The sequence below is a fragment of the Halomonas sp. GFAJ-1 genome, from assembly GCF_000236625.2.
Taxonomy (GTDB): Bacteria; Pseudomonadota; Gammaproteobacteria; order Pseudomonadales; family Halomonadaceae; genus Vreelandella.
Genome location: NZ_AHBC01000051.1, coordinates 96,725 through 115,642, shown reverse-complemented (window position 1 = coordinate 115,642; position 18,918 = coordinate 96,725). Strand labels below are relative to the sequence as shown.

The 18,918-nt window shown below is 54.5% G+C and carries 15 protein-coding genes; 10 read left to right on the top strand and 5 right to left on the bottom strand.

Annotated features, from left to right (window positions below; translation table 11 throughout):
• Positions 1 to 110: 110 nt before the first annotated feature.
• Positions 111 to 1,103, top strand: a complete 993-nt coding sequence (locus MOY_RS14645; RefSeq protein WP_009101209.1) for an MFS transporter — start codon at positions 111 to 113, stop codon at positions 1,101 to 1,103.
• 126 nt (positions 1,104 to 1,229) lie between these two features.
• Here MOY_RS14645 and MOY_RS14640 read toward each other — a convergent pair whose 3' ends face one another.
• Both MOY_RS14640 and MOY_RS14635 read right to left on the bottom strand, forming a co-directional pair.
• On the bottom strand, positions 1,230 to 1,550 hold the full coding sequence (locus MOY_RS14640) for a hypothetical protein (RefSeq protein ID WP_009101208.1): 321 nt from the start codon (positions 1,548 to 1,550) through the stop codon (positions 1,230 to 1,232).
• Positions 1,551 to 1,748: 198 nt separating this feature from the next.
• Positions 1,749 to 2,381 carry a CDP-alcohol phosphatidyltransferase family protein gene (locus tag MOY_RS14635; protein ID WP_009101205.1) on the bottom strand — a complete coding sequence of 211 codons (633 nt, stop codon included), beginning with the start codon at positions 2,379 to 2,381 and terminating at the stop codon, positions 1,749 to 1,751.
• Positions 2,382 to 2,692: 311 nt separating this feature from the next.
• On the opposite strand from MOY_RS14635, the gene MOY_RS14630 reads away from it, so the two are divergent.
• The 4 genes from MOY_RS14630 to MOY_RS16750 all read left to right on the top strand — a co-directional run bounded on the left by MOY_RS14630 (position 2,693) and on the right by MOY_RS16750 (position 9,066).
• Entirely contained in the window at positions 2,693 to 4,333 is a 1,641-nt protein-coding gene (locus tag MOY_RS14630; protein WP_009101203.1) for an SLC13 family permease, read from the top strand.
• A 108-nt stretch (positions 4,334 to 4,441) separates the two neighbouring features.
• Entirely contained in the window at positions 4,442 to 5,590 is a 1,149-nt protein-coding gene (locus MOY_RS14625) for an exonuclease SbcCD subunit D (protein WP_035540833.1), read from the top strand.
• Positions 5,587 to 8,658, top strand: a complete 3,072-nt coding sequence (locus MOY_RS14620; RefSeq protein WP_009101199.1) for an AAA family ATPase — start codon at positions 5,587 to 5,589, stop codon at positions 8,656 to 8,658. Before MOY_RS14625 ends, MOY_RS14620 begins: the two co-directional genes overlap by 4 nt.
• Positions 8,659 to 8,691: 33 nt before the next feature.
• Positions 8,692 to 9,066: a phosphatidylglycerophosphatase A family protein gene (locus tag MOY_RS16750; RefSeq protein WP_009101197.1), complete on the top strand. Its 375-nt coding sequence runs from the start codon at positions 8,692 to 8,694 to the stop codon at positions 9,064 to 9,066.
• A gap of 112 nt (positions 9,067 to 9,178) precedes the next feature.
• Here MOY_RS16750 and MOY_RS14610 read toward each other — a convergent pair whose 3' ends face one another.
• The 3 genes from MOY_RS14610 to MOY_RS14600 all read right to left on the bottom strand — a co-directional run bounded on the left by MOY_RS14610 (position 9,179) and on the right by MOY_RS14600 (position 12,338).
• Entirely contained in the window at positions 9,179 to 10,561 is a 1,383-nt protein-coding gene (locus MOY_RS14610) for an NAD-dependent succinate-semialdehyde dehydrogenase (protein ID WP_009101194.1), read from the bottom strand.
• Between the two features lie 126 nt (positions 10,562 to 10,687).
• Positions 10,688 to 11,317 carry a peptide-methionine (S)-S-oxide reductase MsrA gene (msrA, locus tag MOY_RS14605; RefSeq protein ID WP_009101192.1) on the bottom strand — a complete coding sequence of 210 codons (630 nt, stop codon included), beginning with the start codon at positions 11,315 to 11,317 and terminating at the stop codon, positions 10,688 to 10,690.
• 103 nt (positions 11,318 to 11,420) lie between these two features.
• The gene (locus tag MOY_RS14600) at positions 11,421 to 12,338 is read right to left on the bottom strand and encodes a LysR family transcriptional regulator (protein WP_009101190.1); all 918 of its coding nucleotides are present in this window, start codon (positions 12,336 to 12,338) and stop codon (positions 11,421 to 11,423) included.
• 138 nt (positions 12,339 to 12,476) lie between these two features.
• On the opposite strand from MOY_RS14600, the gene MOY_RS14595 reads away from it, so the two are divergent.
• From MOY_RS14595 to MOY_RS14575, 5 genes are all read left to right on the top strand, one after another.
• A complete protein-coding gene (locus tag MOY_RS14595; protein ID WP_009101188.1) occupies positions 12,477 to 13,988 on the top strand; it encodes a CoA-acylating methylmalonate-semialdehyde dehydrogenase in 1,512 nt (503 codons plus the stop codon).
• Between the two features lie 26 nt (positions 13,989 to 14,014).
• Positions 14,015 to 15,670 carry a GMC family oxidoreductase gene (locus MOY_RS14590; RefSeq protein ID WP_009101186.1) on the top strand — a complete coding sequence of 552 codons (1,656 nt, stop codon included), beginning with the start codon at positions 14,015 to 14,017 and terminating at the stop codon, positions 15,668 to 15,670.
• Between the two features lie 198 nt (positions 15,671 to 15,868).
• Positions 15,869 to 16,072 carry a cold-shock protein gene (locus tag MOY_RS14585; RefSeq protein WP_009101184.1) on the top strand — a complete coding sequence of 68 codons (204 nt, stop codon included), beginning with the start codon at positions 15,869 to 15,871 and terminating at the stop codon, positions 16,070 to 16,072.
• A gap of 310 nt (positions 16,073 to 16,382) precedes the next feature.
• The gene (locus MOY_RS14580) at positions 16,383 to 18,152 is read left to right on the top strand and encodes an SLC13 family permease (protein WP_009101181.1); all 1,770 of its coding nucleotides are present in this window, start codon (positions 16,383 to 16,385) and stop codon (positions 18,150 to 18,152) included.
• Positions 18,153 to 18,225: 73 nt separating this feature from the next.
• Positions 18,226 to 18,891: an alpha/beta hydrolase gene (locus tag MOY_RS14575; RefSeq protein ID WP_009101179.1), complete on the top strand. Its 666-nt coding sequence runs from the start codon at positions 18,226 to 18,228 to the stop codon at positions 18,889 to 18,891.
• Positions 18,892 to 18,918 lie beyond the last annotated feature (27 nt).

Here is an 18,918-nt window from a genome sequence, read left to right as displayed (position 1 = left end):
TATAGAACGTTCTATATAAAGAACGTTAGCCTGTCAACGATTGTTTTGGCGCCGCTGGCTGGCACTCTTTATGCATCTTCCTCTCTAGGTGTTTGCGATGGGGAAGCGCAATGCGTTCGTTGGCAATGCTTAAACCGGTTAAATCGATTTTATGGAGCGTGGCGCTGTTGCTGCTGGGCAATGGCCTGCTGAATACCCTGCTAACACTACGTGGCACAGGGGAGGGCTTTTCCAGCGCGGTGCTGGGGATGATTATGTCCGGCTACTTTGTCGGCTTCATTTGTGGCACCTGGGTAAGCGGGCGCTTAATTCGACGGATGGGGCACATTCGCACCTTTGGTTTCTGTGCCTCCATTTGTGCTTCGGTGGCACTGTTGCACCTTGTATTTATCAACCCGTGGGTGTGGTTACCCTTGCGGGTGGTTTACGGGCTTTCGTTTATCACCTTGATTACCGTGATTGAGAGTTGGTTGAATAGCCAAGCCGCTAGCCACGAGCGGGGGCGTATTTTCGCGGTGTATATGGTGGTTAACCTGGGTGCTCTCGCCACGGCTCAGCAGCTGCTGCGGCTTGCATCGCCACAGGGGTTTTTGCTGTTTGTGGTGATCGCCATTTTAATTAGCTGGGCATTGTTACCCATCACCATGACCCGCCGTGTTCAGCCTAAAATCCCCGAACGCCCCAAAAGCAGCCTACGGGCACTATTAGGCTTTGCGCCGCTGGCGGTGGCCCAGCTGATTGACCAGCTGCATCCGGATGAAATTGTCTCTGGCTCGGCGGATATGCTGGTGATGCACGGTGCGGGCTGTGCCGTGGCACCTATTGCAGCGGGGTCGCTAATGACGATTGTAGGAAGTCACGGCTTACCCATTTATATCGCCAGCGTGTTTACCGTATTGGGTATTTACGAGCTTTACCGTCGCCGCCATGTGTCGGCCCTGGTGACGCATACCGCCCACTTTGAGCCAATGGTACAAAGTAGTGCAGAGGCATTTGAAATGATCTTTGATGATACGCAGCGTGATCTCTTTGACGACCCAAGCTTTTACGAAGAGGAGGAGCGTCAGCGGCTGGTGGGGCTTTTTAAGCCAGCAAAGGGTTAATACCAGCAACGAGATAATGCTTAAGCGTGGGGGCGCTACATCAAGCAGCGCCCGGCGCCCGAGTACCCAATAAAAACGGCGTGCTACCCCGGTAGCACGCCGTTTTTTTAATCAGTGCACTGCTAGTCAAGCAATGGTGGATGTCTGAGTGGACGCTAAAACGCCATGTTCAACCTGAGAAGGAGAGCGGGAAATATCGGCGATAGCGCTTAACGCTGTAAGGTTGGCGTGGCCTTTTTTGGTAAGTTCGAGCACATCCGGCGAAGAACCCCATTTCAGCAGCATATCATCTAGACGCCGCTCGGCTGCCTCAAACTGACCGCAGTGGCTGAGCAGCTTGGCAATGGTGTAATCACACTCGGGGGTATCAAACATCTCTTCCTTGATTTCTTGAATAGCCAGTTGGAGACCCGCTTGGGAAATATCTGCCAGTTGGTTATGTTGCATGCCACCACTCCTTGTGATTGCTAACGATTACGTTCTACACGCACTAGGCAATTTGTTTATGCCCCTCTTGCGCACACCGAGGCTAATACAGCGTTTAGCGAGAATCAATTCCAAATTAAAAATGTTACAAATTTTTAACACTAAAGAGCGTGACGATGAGACCTGTTACATAAATACTTACTACTTACCACGTGAGGTTTAATCAGGTTGCTTGTGGCTAGACGCTCGCAGCGTCCAGTAACCACCCCACAGGCGGGTAGCCGTAGTGATGATGCAAGCAGCGGCAAATAGCCCCGCCAGCCATGGAAAGTGCTGAGGAAAGAGGCAGAAGAGCACCAGCGCAGCCACGGTTTCGGTGCCTTCGGTTAGCCCTTCTAAATAGTAGAAAGCTTTTTGCGGGAAGTTGGGCCGCTCAACGTTGCGCGCTTTGGCAGCAATGGCAAAGGCGAGAAACGACGTTCCTGTGCCGATAAATGCAAAAAGCAACACCGCGGCGGCTAATGCGTTTTGCGCCGGGTTAGCAAGCGCAAACCCAAGCACAACCGCTGCGTAAAACACAAAATCCAACCCAATATCAATAAATCCACCGGCATCGCTTTGTTGGCCGCTTAGCCTAGCAAGAGCGCCATCCAGGCCATCGCCCACGCGGTTTAGCACAATGGCGATTAGTGCTAGCCCGTACTGCTCAAAGGCAAGCAGCGGCAGGGCGGTGATACCGACTAAAAAAGCGCTGAGCGTGACGTGGTCGGGAGCGATGCTCAGGCGATGAAGGTATCGCGCCATTATTGCCAGCGGACGATGGGTGAGCGGCATAGTAAAACGATCTAGCACGTTAATATCTCCGGCGATTGCTAATTTTCAGGTTAAGGTTTTCCAGGCCAAGTTTTTCCAGACCAAGGTTTTTAAGACCAACGCTTTTAAGACCGAAGCTTTTAAGACTAAAGTTTTTAAGACCAAGGTAGTTAGACTTTGGTTGTATGTTCAGCCAATTTACTGGACTAATGGCTTGTCGCAGTGAATAAAGGGCGCCACAAAAACCAGCCTGACTGGTTTAACTAGGTCATGGGGCTACGCTGTTTTATAACCCCCTCTTTTTTCACCTGACTGCAAGCGATACTTTTCTAATGCGCAGAACTGCTACGATGACGCTCTGGGATCAGCTTTGGCATTCCCACGACCAGGTCAAAAATCTACTCATGTGCGCGTTGCCAACAACGGGTACGGGTAGCGCCTCGCCAGGTTCATCAAATACGCAACAGGGTAGTGGCTCCAAGCCGCCTCGCCCACCTGCCTATACGACGGCCCAAAAAATTGGCTTAGTGTTAGGGCCGATGCTATTTGCCTTTGTGCTGCTATTTTTTCACCCGGCAGATTTGAGCTTGGAAGGCCGCATGGTGCTTGCCACCACGCTGTGGGTAGCCGTTTGGTGGATTACCGAAGCCATTCCAATCCCCGTTACCTCGCTACTGCCGATTGTATTGCTGCCCATCACCGGTGCGCTGGAGAGCAGTGCCGTCACGGCTGCCTACGGCAACCCGATTATCTTCTTATTCCTTGGCGGTTTTATGATTGCGCTAGCCATGGAGAAGTGGGATCTGCACAAGCGTATAGCGCTGAATATTATTTCGGTGTTAGGCACCAGTATTAATAGCATCGTGTTCGGCTTTATGGCCGCCACCGGCTTTCTGTCGATGTGGGTCTCCAATACGGCAGCGGTGATGATGATGCTGCCTATCGGCACTGCCATTGTTTATCAGGTTACGCTAGAGCTGAATAAGGGCGAGGGTGACCACAGCGAAGACATCGATAAATTCAGTAAAGCGCTGATTTTTGGTGTTGGCTACGGCGGCACCATCGGGGGCTTGGGCACCCTGATTGGAACACCGCCCAATATTATTCTGGCAGCCATCGTTAATGAGCTGTTTGGCGTTGAGATCACCTTTGCCAGCTGGATGATGTTTGCCTTTCCCGTCGTGGTGGTGCTGCTGTTTATTGGCTGGGTTATGCTGACCCGCTTTATTTATCCGATTAAATTCAGCAACCTCCCGGGTGGCAAAGCGCTCATTGCTAAGGAAAAGGCCGCGCTGGGTAAGATCACCTTCGAAGAGAAAGCAGTGTTGGGGGTCTTCCTGTTCGCGGCGTTTTTCTGGATTACCCGTTCGTTCCTATGGCAGGGGCAGATACTAGCGATTCCCGGCATTAACGACACCATGATTGCTATTTTTGCGGCTATCCTGCTGTTCTTAATCCCTTCGCCTAATAAAGGGGGTTGCTTGCTGGGGTGGGATGTTGCCAAGGATGTACCTTGGGGCATTTTGTTGTTGTTCGGTGGCGGCTTGGCGATTGCCGCTGGCTTTAGCTCCTCCGGGCTGGCTATCTGGATTGGCGGGCAAATGAGCGTGCTAGAAGGGGTTAACTTCCTGCTAGTGATACTGCTAGCTGCGGGCATGGTGCTGTTCTTAACCGAGATCACCTCTAACACCGCAACGGCTACAATGATTTTGCCGGTCTTGGCTTCGCTTGCGTTGGCGCTGAATATTCACCCCTTCGTACTGATGGTACCCGCAGCCATGGCAGCCAACTGCGCCTTTATGCTGCCGGTAGGTACACCGCCCAATGCGATTATTTTTGCCACCGGCAAGATTAAAATTATCGAAATGGTGCGCAACGGCTTCTGGCTCAACATTATTGCGCTACTGCTGATTGTGGCCGCGGTTTATTTCCTAATGCCCATACTGTGGGGAGTCGACATAACCACGTATCCGGATGCTTTCCGAAACTAATTGTTCGTATATGTTGTAGAAATTACCCCGCCGCCGTGCGGGGTTTTTTATGGGTAGAGAGAAGGCGGCATTGATATGATGGGCCATATTTTTTGCGTTGAGCCTGCCATGCGACTACTTCATACCGCCGATTGGCACCTGGGGCGGCTGTTTCACAACCTCTCGCTACTGGAAGACCAACGTCATGTGCTGAATCAGCTCATTGAGATTATCGACCGCGATGCGGTGGACGCTGTGCTGATTGCCGGTGATATCTACGACCGCTCTGTGCCACCCGCCGCCGCCGTCACGCTATTAGATGACATCCTTGGCGAACTGTGTGAAAAGCGCGGTTTGCCGGTAATTATGATCTCCGGCAACCACGACGGCGCGGAGCGCCTGGGCTTCGGCGCGCGCCACCTGCGCCAGGCTGGCCTACATATTTTGTCTGATTTAGCTGCCTGTGATCGCCCCGTAACACTGTCGATTAACGGGGTAGACGTGGATGTGTTCGGTATTCCCTACGCTGATCCAGAGTATGTGCGCAGCCAGTTTTCAGCCGATGTACGTGACTTTGATAGCGCTCACCGCTACTTGATAGAGCGTATTGAGGCAAAGCGTCAAGCAGGCCGCCCCGCCGTACTGATGAGCCACTGCTTTGTGGATGGTGGTAGCGCCAGTGATTCCGAGCGGCCGTTGACCCTAGGCGGCGCAGAGAGCGTGGCGTGGGAGCCAATGCAAGCGTTTGACTATGTCGCCTTAGGCCACCTTCACGGGCCGCAATATCGCGGCGGTGAACATATTCGCTACAGCGGCTCGCTGCTTAAATACAGCTTTTCTGAAGCTAATCAGCGCAAGGGCGTTACCCTGGTGGATATTGGCACCGAGGGCGTGAGCCAGATTGAACACCGCCCGCTGACACCACGCCGAGAAGTACGTGTGTTGGAAGGTGAACTGGACGCGCTGTTAGCACAGGGGAGAACCGACGCCCAAGCCGATGACTACCTGTTAGTGCGGCTGACCGACCGCCACGCGATTCTTGACCCCATGGGCAAGCTACGCGAGGTCTACCCCAACGTGCTGCATTTAGAAAAGCCCGGCATGTTGGAAGCCCAAGGGCGTCAGCAATTAGACCGTGAGCGGCTGCAGTTTAGTGCCCTGGATATGTTTAGCGATTTCTTCAGCCAAACCAGCGGTGAAAAAATGAGCGAGGAGCAGGCCAGCGCCATGCGTGAACTCATCACCACGTTAAGCCGCGAGCAGGAGGAGAAGCCATGACGCCGTTAACGCTCACCATGCAGGCGTTTGGCCCCTTTGCAGGCAGCGAAACGATTGACTTCACGGCGCTGGGCAAAAGCCCGCTGTTTTTGATTAACGGCCCCACGGGTGCCGGGAAAAGCTCGATATTAGATGCCATCTGCTTTGCGCTTTACGGCCAAACCACCGGTAATGACCGCGATGCCGGGCAGATGCGTTGCGACCAGGCTGCTGATGCGTTGTTGACGGAGGTCAGCTTGGATTTTCGCCTGCGTGATGGGGCTTACCGAGTGCGCCGGGTGCCCCAGCAAGAGCGCCCCAAGGCCACTGGCGAAGGCACGACCACGCAAAGCGCTGAAGCCCAGCTGTGGCGGCTGACTCCGGAAGGCGAAGAAAATGAATGTTTGGTGGCGCGTAAGGTCACCGATGCCAACAGCCAGTTGCACGCTTTAATTGGCCTGGATGCTAATCAATTTCGGCAAGTGATGGTGCTGCCCCAGGGTAAGTTCCGCGAGCTGTTGTTGGCAGAATCAAAAGACCGCGAGAAAATCTTTTCGCAGCTGTTTCAAACACACATTTTTCAGCGCATTGAAGAGCGCCTGCGTACCCAGGCAAACCAAATTGAGCGGGCGGTGAGTGACCATCGCCAGCATATTAGCGGCATTTTGGCCGGTGGCGAGCTGGAAAGCGAGGCGGCGTTAGCGCAAGAGTTATCGGCGCTAACCCCGCAAGTAGGGCAGGCGCGCCAGTGCTTTGAAACTGCTCAGCGGCAGCGGCGCAGCGCTGAGCAGCGGCGAGACGAGGCCCTAACGCTGCAGCGTCAATTTGACGCCCGCGACAGCCTCGCCGCGGATAAAGCACGCCACCTTGAGCAGCAAGCGCAAATAACGGATTTCCAAAGCCGCTTGACCCAAAGCGACCACGCCCAAGCGCTGCGGCCCCACAGCACTGCGTTAGCCCAAGCGCAACAGGCGCTGAGTACCGCCCAAACAGAACAGCAGCAGGCCGATGCCGCACTCACCACTCAGCTTGCCAGCACTGAGCAAGCCAAGCACACCTTTGAGACAGCGCGCCAGCACCAAACGGAACTGCCCGCGCTACGTGAGCGCCATCGACAGTTGGGCGAGTTTATCCAAAAAGGCCAGCAGTTAAGCGAGCTTGAAGCACGCTGCCAAACGGCCCAGGCCGCTTGGCAGCAAGCCGATGACCACCTAAAGCGCGATGAAGCGCGGTTAGACAGCATTCGCCAGCAAGGTGAGGCCATTAGCCTCACTCTTGAGAGCCTGCAAGCGGAGGGTCAGCAGTTGGCCAGCGCCCCCGCGGAGTTAAGCCGCCATGAGAACCTGCTAACTCAGCGACAAGCGTTGGATGATCTTATTCGGCAGGGGCGTGAACTCACTGCTCACCAACAGCAGGCAACAGAGGCGCTCAACCGCCGACGCAGCGACGCAGAGCAGGCCAAGCGGCACGCGACGGAGCAAGAGATGCACTGGCATCAGGGGCAAGCCGCACTGCTAGCGCTTTCCCTTGAGGAGGACGCACCTTGCCCGGTGTGCGGCAGTCTTGAGCACCCGGCCCCGGCGGTTAAACATGCGGACATCGTTACCCAAGCCCAGGTGGAAACCGCCCGCTCATCCCAGGAGCAAGCCCGTCACGCATCAGAAACCGCCGGGCGTCAGGTCCAGCAGTTAGCACAACAGATAAGTTACAACGCTGAGCAGACGCAGCGCCTTAGTCAACAGCTAGGCGAGTGGGCCAGCCAGCCCCAGGCTGCGTTACAGCAGGCCTGCGAACAATTACGCCGCGAAGTTGAGCGTCGCACCTGTGTCGAGGATGAGATTACCCAGCTAAGCAGTGCTCGAGAAGCGTTACGCCGTGACTGGGGCGCGCTGGATAAACAGCTCAAAGCTCAGCGGCCTATGGTTGAAAAGGCCAAAGAAGAGGCGTTACGGCTAGAGAGCCAGCGCGATCAATTAAGTCAATCGCTGCCTGAAGATGCCCGTAACCCGTTAGCTATGCGCCAAACGCTCACGGAGCTGGATAGCCAGATTGCTGCGTTCGAAAAAGCCTGGGAGGCTGCTCAGCAGACGCTTTCGGCTAGCCAAACCCAGCAGGCGCGGGCAGAAGAGCAACTGCGAGGCGCGAATCAGCGGGTAGCGCACTGCCAGCAAGCCCTTGAACAGGCGCAGGCTGAGTGGCAAACGGCACTACAGGGCAGTTCGTTTGAAAGTGAAGCTGCCTTTCAGGCGGCTCAGTTAGAGGATAGTCAACGGCAAGAGCTAACGCGCCAAGTAGAGGCGTATCAGCGGCGTCTAGCCGAGCTTGAGGGCGCGCTACACAACTACCATGCCCAGCTTGCGGAAAAAACGCCGCCAGATCTCGCCACACTTACCACGCTCACGGAAGCTGCCCAAGCTGAGGAGCATACCCAGCTAGAGACGTGGCGGGCGTTGGATGGGCGGTTAAAGACCCTGCAGGGGATTCGTCAAAAGCTCACCGCCGCCCACGCGGCCCAGGCCGAGCTTGAAGCCCAGTATCGGGTGTGGGGAACGCTCAGCGAGGTAGCCAACGGTCGAACTGGTCATCGCATTAGCTTGCAGCGGTTTGTGCTGGGCGTGCTGTTGGACGACGTACTGATTCAGGCGTCTGAACGGCTGGTGCGTATGAGCCGAGGGCGCTATCAGTTGGTGCGCCGCGAAGACCCTTCAAAAGGCAATAAAGCGTCAGGATTGGAGCTGGACGTAGCCGACACCTACACCGGCAAGAGTCGTTCGGTAGCGACGCTCTCCGGCGGTGAGTCTTTTATGGCAGCGCTTTCGCTAGCACTGGGGCTTTCCGACGTGGTGCAGGCCTACGCGGGTGGTATTCAGCTGGATGCGCTATTTATTGATGAAGGCTTTGGCAGCCTGGACCAGGATGCACTAGATCAAGCCATTGCCATGCTCAGCGAGCTGCAAATGGGCGGTCGTATGATTGGGGTTATCTCCCATGTCAGCGAACTCAAAGAACAAATGCCAGTCCGTGTCGAAGTACGCGCCAGCCGACACGGGAGCTTGGTAGAAGTAAAAGGCGCATTACGCAGTGCCTAGCCGTATGAAGTGGCGCTCTGTTACATAGCGTTGATGAATTTAGCCGCCTTTTTAAAGCAGAGCGTTGGTTTTGAGGTATACGGAGGGCCTGGCGCGGTTTGGCTCGGCAGTTGGGCACGACAAGCACACCAGTCAACTGAATGTGTGAAATGCGGACTTTTATGGCTAGCGACTGATTTTGGGCTGAAACTAGCGCCGATTGCGCTAGAGCCGTTTGGTTCACTGTTTCGCTTCTTTGATGCGTTAAAACCACCGCCTATTCATCTGGCAGAGTACGTGCAGGGCGGAGTAGGGAGTGTATTAGATGATGTTGTCGCGGCATTGGCGACCTGGGTGGTCGTGGTGTTGGTGCTGAAGCTATGGCAACGGAGAGCATCTCAGCCTGTTAAAGCGACTCAGCTTGTTTAAGTGGCTTAGTTTGTTTAAGTGACTTGGCAGTGAGGAATAACAACGCCGCCAGCCTTTATTAGGCTAGCGGCGCTCTCTTTTTCACGCCCCATGCTACTGGGTGTTTAAAGCATTACTCTTGAACGACAATTACTGATTTAACATTGACGAATTCGTGCATTCCAAAGCCGCCGTGCTCACGACCGTAACCAGAGTTTTTAACCCCGCCAAAGGGCATTTCCGGCGTGGCTACACCAAAGCCGTTAATAAATACCATGCCCGTATCAAAGTACTTGCTGGCTAGCTCGGTGGCGCGTTTGACGTCTTTAGAAATAATGCCGCCACCTAAGCCATAGCGGCTGTCATTGGCAATGCGCATGGCATCTTCATCATCTTTGGCGCGAATTAGCGCGGCAACCGGACCAAATAGCTCGTCGTCATAAGCGGGCTGGCCGGGCGTTACGTTGTCCAGCACGGTGACTGGGTAGAAGGCGCCTTTACCTTCTGGCTTTTCACCGCCACAAAGTATCTTGGCACCTTTGCTAACACTCTCTTCCACCTGCGCGTGGAGCTTATCGCGTAGGTCGACCCGGGCCATCGGGCCAACGTCTGTATCGCTTGCTTTGGGATCACCCACCTTCACCGCTTTCATTTTCTCAACAAAGCGCTCTTTGAAGGCATCGTAGTTAGCGTCTGTGACCACAAAGCGTTTTGCGGCGACGCATGTTTGCCCGCCATTGAAAACCCGGCCTGTGACACAGGTATCTACCGCCACATCGAGATCTGCATCATCGAGTACCAAGTACGCATCGTTAGAGCCTAGTTCCAGTACGGTTTTCTTCAGATTCTCGGCCGCTTTTGCCGCTACTTGACGCCCCGCACCATCGCTGCCGGTGAGGGTAACGCCCCTTACTGCGTCATGGGCAATCACTTCATCGGAAACATCGTGGGAAATAACCAGCGTGCGGAAGACATTTTCAGGTAGGCCAGCGTCACGGTAAATTTTCTCAAGCAGCAAGCCGCTGCCCGTCACGTTTTCAGCGTGTTTTAGCAAGACGCTGTTACCCGCCATGATATTGGCGATGGAGTAACGCACTACTTGGTAGGCAGGGAAATTCCATGGCTGAATGCCGTAAATCACACCCATGGGCGAGTAGGTAATAATACCGCGCTTACCGTTACCCGGCTTGCGCTCTTCATCGGCGAGTTCCGTGGGGCCGTGTTCAGCGGTGTAATCACAGATGCCAGCGCACAGATCAATTTCCTGACGGGCTTCCTCTGGTGGCTTGCCCATCTCTTGAACGATTAGCTCAGCAAGCTCTTCTTTATGGGCACTCAGCGCTTCGCCAATGGCTTTAACCACGCTGGCGCGGTGCTCAAGGGGTTTGAGTCGCCAGTCCAGGAACGCTTGATAACTTGCTTCAACCACTTGCTTAGCCTGACTGGCATCCATGAGCGTATAAGTGGCTAGTGTTTCGCCAGTGCTGGGGTTAACTGTCGTGATGCTGTTGCTCATAAGATCTCCTATCTTTAGATCAACGGTGCGTTAGAACCTAGACCAGTCCAAAGCCGACTGGTCTATTGATGATGCTGTTCACTATAGTTGAGAAAGTGTGGTTTTGCCCAAATGAATTGTTAGCGGCTAATCGTAGGTTGGGCCGCCAGCGTCTTCCCCCCACACCTCTTCTAAGCGGTTATCTCGGCCACAGTTATGGCGGTAAAAGCGGTAGCGCAGCGGATTTTTTTGATAGTACGCTTGGTGGTACTCTTCAGCTTCCCAGAACTCGCTAGCGGGCATAATTTGCGTGGCAACTTCACGGTCAAAGCGCTGCTCTATCTCAGCCTTGGTGGCTTCGGCGAGCTCACGCTGCTCATCGTCGTGATAAAAAATCGCTGAACGGTACTGTGAGCCTACATCGCAGAACTGTTTATCAACCGCAAAGGGGTCAACGTTGTACCAAAAAATTTCCAGAAGCTGCTCGTAGCTGATCTCCTCGGGGTTATAGGTAACCTCAACAGATTGGGCGTGCCCCGTATCGCCTCGGCCAATCTCTTGATAGGTAGGGTTCTCGTGCTCCCCGCCGGTATAGCCAGAGAGGGTGGAAATAACCCCTGCTTGGCGGTCGTAAGGCGGCTCCATGCACCAAAAGCAGCCGCCCGCAAATGTGGCCACGGCATTAGGTTGTTCCTGAGCCTGAAGTGAGGCGCTGGTAAAGCTGGCGGCTGCCAGTACGCCAAGCGTTAAGGGGCGAAGGTGGGCAAAACGAGACATGGGGCGCTCCAGTGTACGTAATAAGTCATCGCTCTAGGAGTCGGTGAACGACGCTAGGTTCCCACTGCTTATATATAAAGCGCCGGAGATGTACATTAACTGTCTAACCTGGGCGATGGGGCCACACGGTATTCAGCGTATCAAGCGCTGCTTTAATAGTGGGTTCTGTTGCGCGGTCATTACGCCATATCAAACTAAGAGCGCAAGGCAGGCGGACGTTATCGGCGACAGCCAAGCCGCTCTCCTGGCGTTCGGCCATGGCCAACGCATCCCGGGCCAAGCTAAGCCCTACGCCCGCGCGCACTAAATCCAGCATGCAGGCTTCTTGGTCTACCTGGGCGACGCGGTTTGGCGTAGCGCCACTTTCGGCTAATGCACGGTTTAGTAGCCGGTAATGGGCTGAAACGGGGGGTGTCACAATCCAGGGCAGCCGGGCCAACACTTCCCAGCGGGTATCCGCTAGCTTGGCTTCCCAGCCTGCCGGGGCTACCACGTGGTAATGAAAGTGGGTGAGTTCACGCCAGGCAAGGGTGTCACTGCCCATACCTGTATTGGCGGTACCTTCGCCGGGCGGAGCGAGAAAAAAGCCCACGTCTAATTCGCCCTGCTCTACATCCGCCAACACGCTGCCGCTCATGCCGTGATGTAGTTCGGTTTCCAGCTGCGGTGCCCGAGCCATTAATCGGCTAAGAAAATCGCCTAGGCGGATAAATTCTGGATCGACAATGGTGCCAATTTTTAATTTTCCCCGCAGCGTGCTGTGTAAGGCGCTGGCGCTCTGCTCAAAGGCAAGAGCGCTGGCTAAAGCGTTTTCAGCAGCAGGGAGTAGCGCATAGCCATCGGCGGTTAGCGTTAACCCTTGGGGACGGCGAGTAAACAGCGTAAGGCCTAAGTGTTGCTGCAACTGCTTCAACTTTAGGCTGACAGCGGGCTGGGTAAGGTGCAGCTGTTCGGCAGCTCGCGACACGCTGCCGGTGCGTGCGACGGCAACAAAGGCGCGTAGCGCTGCGTACTCCTGCATAAATAGGCTCCCCATAGTGGTGTGTTATTAGTAAATCTTATACCTGGGTTAAAAATTACTCAATTGATTGCCGTGAAAAGGGGGGTAGCCTGTTGGGCTATCATTGATTACTTAAGCACTCGTTATAAAGGTAGCCCCATGACAATAACCGCTATTCAGCATTTTATTAACGGCCAAGTAAGCGCAGGCGACTCGGCTAATGCTCAAGACGTATTTAACCCCGCCACAGGAAAAGTGACGGGACGGGTAGCACTGGCCTCGCAAACGGATGTGGACACCGCTGTTCAGGCTGCCCAGGCTGCTTTTCCCACTTGGGCGGATACCCCACCGATTCGCCGCGCACGAGTGTTGTTTAAATTTTTGGAGCTGCTAAACGCTCATAAAGATGAGCTGGCGGAAGCGATTACCAAAGAGCATGGCAAAGTATTTACCGATGCCCAGGGTGAAGTGGCCAGGGGGATCGATATTGTTGAATTCGCCTGCGGTATTCCTCAACTGCTAAAAGGCGATTACACCGAGCAGGTCAGTACCGGGATTGATAACTGGACTATGCGTCAGCCTTTGGGTGTCGTCGCAGGCATTACGCCGTTTAACTTCCCCGTTATGGTGCCGATGTGGATGTTCCCGATTGCCATTGCGGCGGGCAACACCTTTGTTCTCAAGCCCAGCCCCTTGGATCCCAGCGCATCGCTGATGATGGCCGACCTCCTTAAGCAGGCAGGTCTACCGGATGGCGTGTTTAACGTGGTGCAGGGTGATAAAGATTCGGTGGAAGCGCTGATTGAACACCCCGACATTAAAGCGCTTTCGTTTGTCGGCTCTACTCCTATTGCTAACCTGATTTATGAGCGCGGTGCCAAACACGGTAAGCGCGTACAGGCGTTGGGCGGGGCAAAGAATCACATGGTGGTAATGCCCGATGCGAACTTGGATAAAGCGGTGGATGCGCTGATTGGGGCGGCCTACGGTTCCGCTGGTGAACGTTGCATGGCGATTAGCGTGGCCGTGCTGGTGGGTGACGTGGGGGATAAAGTTGTGCCTATGCTCACCGAGCGTGCCAAAGCACTGAAGGTTAAAGACGGTATGCAGTTAGATGCGGAAATGGGCCCGATTGTGACCCGGCAGGCGCATCAGCGTATTACTGGGTATATCGAAAAAGGCGTGGCCGAAGGCGCTGAGCTCGTGGTTGATGGCCGTGATTTTGACACCGGCCATACCGGCGAAGGCTGCGGTGAAGGCTTCTGGATGGGTGGCACGCTGTTTGACCACGTTTCGCCTGAGATGACTATTTATAAAGAAGAGATCTTTGGCCCGGTGCTGGTGTGTGTGCGCGTTCCCGATGTTGCCACGGCGATTCAACTGATCAACGACCATGAATTCGGTAACGGCGTGAGCTGCTTCACTGAAAGTGGCAGCGTCGCCCGTGAATTTGGCCGCCGTATCCAAGTGGGGATGGTGGGGATTAACGTGCCTATTCCAGTGCCGATGGCATGGCATGGATTTGGTGGTTGGAAGCGTTCGCTATTTGGCGATACCCATGCCTACGGAGAAGAGGGCGTGCGCTTTTACACCAAGCAGAAATCCATCATGCAGCGTTGGTCGGACTCTATCGACGCGGGTGCTGAATTTGTAATGCCTACGGCTAAGTAACGCCGCTACGTTACGGGAGCCAGTTCATGGCACACGCTGCTACTAATAACTTTGATTACATCGTAATCGGCGCAGGCACCGCAGGGTGCCTGTTGGCCAATCGACTAAGCGCCAACCCGAATAATCGGGTGCTGCTGGTTGAAGCGGGCGGGCCGGATAACTACCACTGGATTCATATTCCGGTGGGCTACCTTTATTGCATTAACAACCCTCGCACGGATTGGCTGTTTCGCACTGAGCCTGATAAAGGCCTCAACGGTCGTTCGCTGATCTATCCACGCGGCAAAACCCTGGGTGGCTGTTCCAGTATTAACGGCATGCTCTACCTGCGTGGTCAGGCAAGGGATTACGACCACTGGGCTGAACTGACCGGCAGCGACGAGTGGCGCTGGGAAAACTGCCTGCCGGATTTCATGAAGCACGAAGACCATCACCGGCTGGATGACGGTGGTGATGGCGATGCTGAGCACCGTCGTTACCACGGCCACGGTGGCGAATGGCGAATCGAAAAGCAACGTTTGAGTTGGGAAGTGCTGGATGACTTCGCCGAAGCAGCGGTGCAAGCGGGTATTCCACGCACCGATGATTTCAATCGCGGCGATAACGAAGGCGTTAACTACTTTGAGGTTAACCAGCGTAAAGGCTGGCGCTGGAATACCTCTAAGGCGTTTTTGCGGCCAATAAAGAAGCGCACCAATCTGACGCTCTGGCACTCTACCCACGTCAACCGTCTGCTGTTTGAGCAGCAAGATGGTCAGCCACGCTGCGTAGGCGCAGAACTTCTACGCGAGGGCAGCGTGATGGAGGTTGCGGCGAGTAAGGAAGTGGTACTGAGTGCGGGGGCCATCGGATCGCCGCAGATTCTGCAGCTTTCCGGTATTGGTGCGCCTGAGCTACTGCAACGCCATGGCATTGATGTGGTGGCAGCGCTTCCTGGGGTGGGTGAGAACCTGCAGGATCACCTACAGATCCGCTCGGTATATAGGGTTAATGGCGCTAAAACCTTGAACACCATGGCCAACTCCTTGGTGGGTAAAGCCAAGATTGGGCTTGAATATTTGTTGAAACGCTCTGGCCCGATGAGCATGGCACCGTCTCAGCTGTGCATTTTTACCCGCAGTTCTGACGAGTACCAACACGCCAACATTGAGTACCACGTACAGCCCTTAAGTTTGGATGCGTTTGGTCAGCCGCTGCATAACTTCCCGGCAATTACTGCCAGCGTATGCAACCTGAATCCCACCAGCCGTGGCACGGTTCGGATCAAAAACCGCGACCCACAAACGGCACCGGCCATTGAACCTAACTACCTAAGCACTGAGGAAGACCGCAAGGTGGCGGCAGATTCACTGCGCGTGACACGGCGCATTGCTGAGCAGCCTGCGTTCGCTAAATACGCACCGGAGGAAGTAAAGCCCGGAGTTGAATACCAAACCGACGATGAATTAGCGCGCCTTGCGGGGGACATTGGGACGACAATTTTCCACCCGGTAGGCACAACGCGCATGGGGCGAGCAGACGACCCGATGGCGGTGGTTGATGCACGGCTTAGAGTACGCGGCATAACGGGTTTACGCGTGGCTGACGCAGGCGTAATGCCCACAATCACTAGCGGAAATACTAATTCACCGACGCTGATGATCGCTGAAAAAGCGGCAAATTGGATGTTGGAAAAAAAGTAATTGCAATGTCATTTTTTTCCATCATAGTGTTGACGTGCGGCTAAGTTAAGCGCATGCTAAATGCAGTTGGTTAGCAAGTCGAACGTTGTCAGCAGTATCGAACGCCCAAGCGTGAGTCTGGTGAAAGTTTCTTGTTCTACCCACTGCAACTCGGGTATTACCCCGGCTTTATAATTCGCTTTATCGAGGATTTCGATCATGGCAACTGGTACCGTTAAGTGGTTTAACGACACTAAAGGCTTCGGCTTCATTTCTCCGGACGACAATGGCGACGACCTGTTCGCGCACTTCTCCGAAATTCAAGCTGACGGCTTCAAAACTCTGCAAGACGGCCAGAAGGTTTCCTTCGACGTCACCCAGGGTAAAAAAGGCCTTCAGGCTTCCAACATCAAAGTTCTATAATTAGAACCCTTGATGTTCGCAGCTAGCGCATTATGCTAGCTTGCTGAAAAACCCCGCCCTGAGCGGGGTTTTTTATTTCTACTCCAATCTACTCTGTTTCACACCTCACACCTCACACCTCACACCTCACACCTCACACCTCACACCTCACACCTCACACCTCACACCTCACACCTCACATTCATATATTCTTTTTTGGTCTTAACCTGTTTCTAAAAATAACTTTTTAGAATATGCGATTGGCGTCACAATGCTCCCATGCTTTTTTGTTAAGCCTTTTTATAAAGCTTTCTGTTAAGGACGTGGGGTTATGTCGCTGGATGCTTGGATCGCTGTTGGGGTAGTGCTGACTATCTTTCCACTGATGGCGCTATCGCGCCTTGGCCCCGATATTATTCTGTTGGGTGCGGTAGTGGTGTTAATGACGCTGGGGGTAATTGACCCGCAGCAAGCGCTGGGCGGTTTTTCCAACAGCGGCCTGTTTACCGTGGCGTTTATGTACGTACTGGTTGCCAGTATTCGTGAAACCGGCGGTATCGACCTCATTATTCGCTATGTTCTAGGCCGCCCTAACAGTGAGCGAGGCGCGCTTGTGCGGTTGCTGCTGCCGGTGGCATCACTGAGTGGTTTTCTTAATAACACCCCCGTCGTTGCCACCTATATTCCTGCCGTGATGAGCTGGAGTCGTCGGCTGCGTCTCTCCCCGCAGCGGCTTTTAATGCCGCTGAGCTTCGCTTCAATACTGGGCGGGACTATTACCCTATTTGGTACCAGTACTAATCTGGTGGTGCATGGGCTACTGGTCGAGCGTTACCCTGATTTTGCCATGGGGCTGTTTGATTTGGCCTGGGTTGGCATTCCTGTGGCGGTGGTTGGGCTTACTTATCTGATTCTACTGGGGCCGCGTCTTCTGCCTTCCCGAGAGGGTATGGCAAAAGCCTTTGCTAACCCCCGCGAGTTCACCATTGAGATGGAGGTTGATCCTGCCGGTATTTTGGTTGACCGCACGGTGGAAGAGGCTGGACTGCGCCATTTGCAGGAGTTGTTTCTGGTCGAAATAGAGCGTGCTGGTAACGTAGTGAGCGTCGTGGGACCCGGGGAGCAGCTAAAGGGTGGGGATCGGTTAGTGTTTGTAGGCACCTCCGATGCGGCCGTTGAGCTGCAGCAGATACGTGGTTTAATTCCTTCTCACGATGGCGCTTCCAGCTTGGAGAAAGAGTTTAAGGAGCGCCGGCTGGTAGAGGCGGTAGTTTCTAATCAGTGTCAGTTTATTGGCCAGCGCATCCGCGATGGACGTTTTAGAACGCTATACGGTGCTGCGGTGCTGGCCGTTTGCCGGAGCGGTGAGCGGGTAACGGGTAACCTAGGGCAAGTGCGCTTGCAGCCTGCTGATGTGCTGCTATTAGAGGCGCGCCCACCGTTTATTGAGCGCCACCGTCAGTCGAAAGACTTCCTACTAATCAGCGAGCTGAACGGCGCAGCGCGCCCGGTTCATGAAAAAGCTCCGCTGGCCTGGGCGATTTTGCTGGGTGCTGTGCTGCTTGCTGCCTTTGGGGTGTTGAGTATGCTCAATGCCGCGATGCTTGGGGCTGCGCTGGCGCTGCTCACGGGTTGCTGCACAGTCGGGGCCGCCAAGCGAGGTTTAGATACCCAAGTACTACTGACCATCGCTGCCTCTTTTGGCGTGGGGGCAGCGCTGCAAAGCTCCGGTGCCGCCGATGTTATCGCGGGAGGCGCTCTTTCCCTGGTGGCGGGTAATCCATTGCTTTTGCTCATTGGTACTTACTGCGTTGTAGCGCTGCTCACTGAGTTAGTCACCAATAATGCCGCCGCGGTGATTATTTTCCCGGTGGTGATAGCCGCCGCTGAAAGCCTAGGGGTTAATCCGATGCCCTATGTGGTAGCGGTGATGTTTGCTGCTTCGGCGAGCTTTCTAACCCCGATTGGCTATCAAACAAACTTAATGGTGCACGGCCCTGGTGGTTATCGAATAAGCGATTTTTTACGTGTGGGCGGTGGTTTAAACTTACTTACCGGTGCCATTTCGTTGACGCTTATTCCGCTGGTTTGGCCGTTTTAAGCGGACAATGTCTCGCTGTTAACGTTACTTTGCGCTAGGGTGGCGCTTTTAAATTCAGCAAGGAATTAACCTCATGACAGCCCCAGGCGAACTGATTATTGAACCGAAAAATGGTCAACCCGCCGATGCGTGTGTGTTTATCATTCATGGCTTAGGTGCCGATGGGCACGATTTTGAGCCGCTGGTTCCCGCGCTTACGCTACCTGACGATGCGCATGTGCGCTTTATTATGCCCCATGCGCCGCGCCTGCCAGTGACCATCAATGGCGGCATGGTGATGCCCGCTTGGTATGACATTCTCGCGATGGACCTGGGGCGCCGCGTAGACGAAGGCCAGCTGATGAAATCTGCCGAGCGGATTCAGGCGCTGATTCAAGAGCAGATCGACCAAGGCATTGATAGCCAGCGCATTATTGTGGCTGGCTTCTCCCAGGGTGGGGCCGTTGCTTACCAGGCCGCGCTCTCTTTCCCTCAGCCTTTAGGCGGCTTGTTAGCCATGTCGACCTACTTTGCGACCGCCGATAGTATCGAGCTAGCCGACGCCAACCGGCACATTCCTATTGAAGCTCACCACGGCAATTTTGACCCCATCGTGCCGGAAACCCTTGGCCGCAGTGGGGTTGAGCGTTTAAAAACATTGGGGTATGAGGTGAATTATCGCCAGTACCCAATGGCTCACGCACTTTGTCCCCAGCAGGTAGGCGATATTGGCCGCTGGCTTAGCGGGCGTTTAGCCTAGGGCTGCGTCGACAAGTGACTAAAAGGC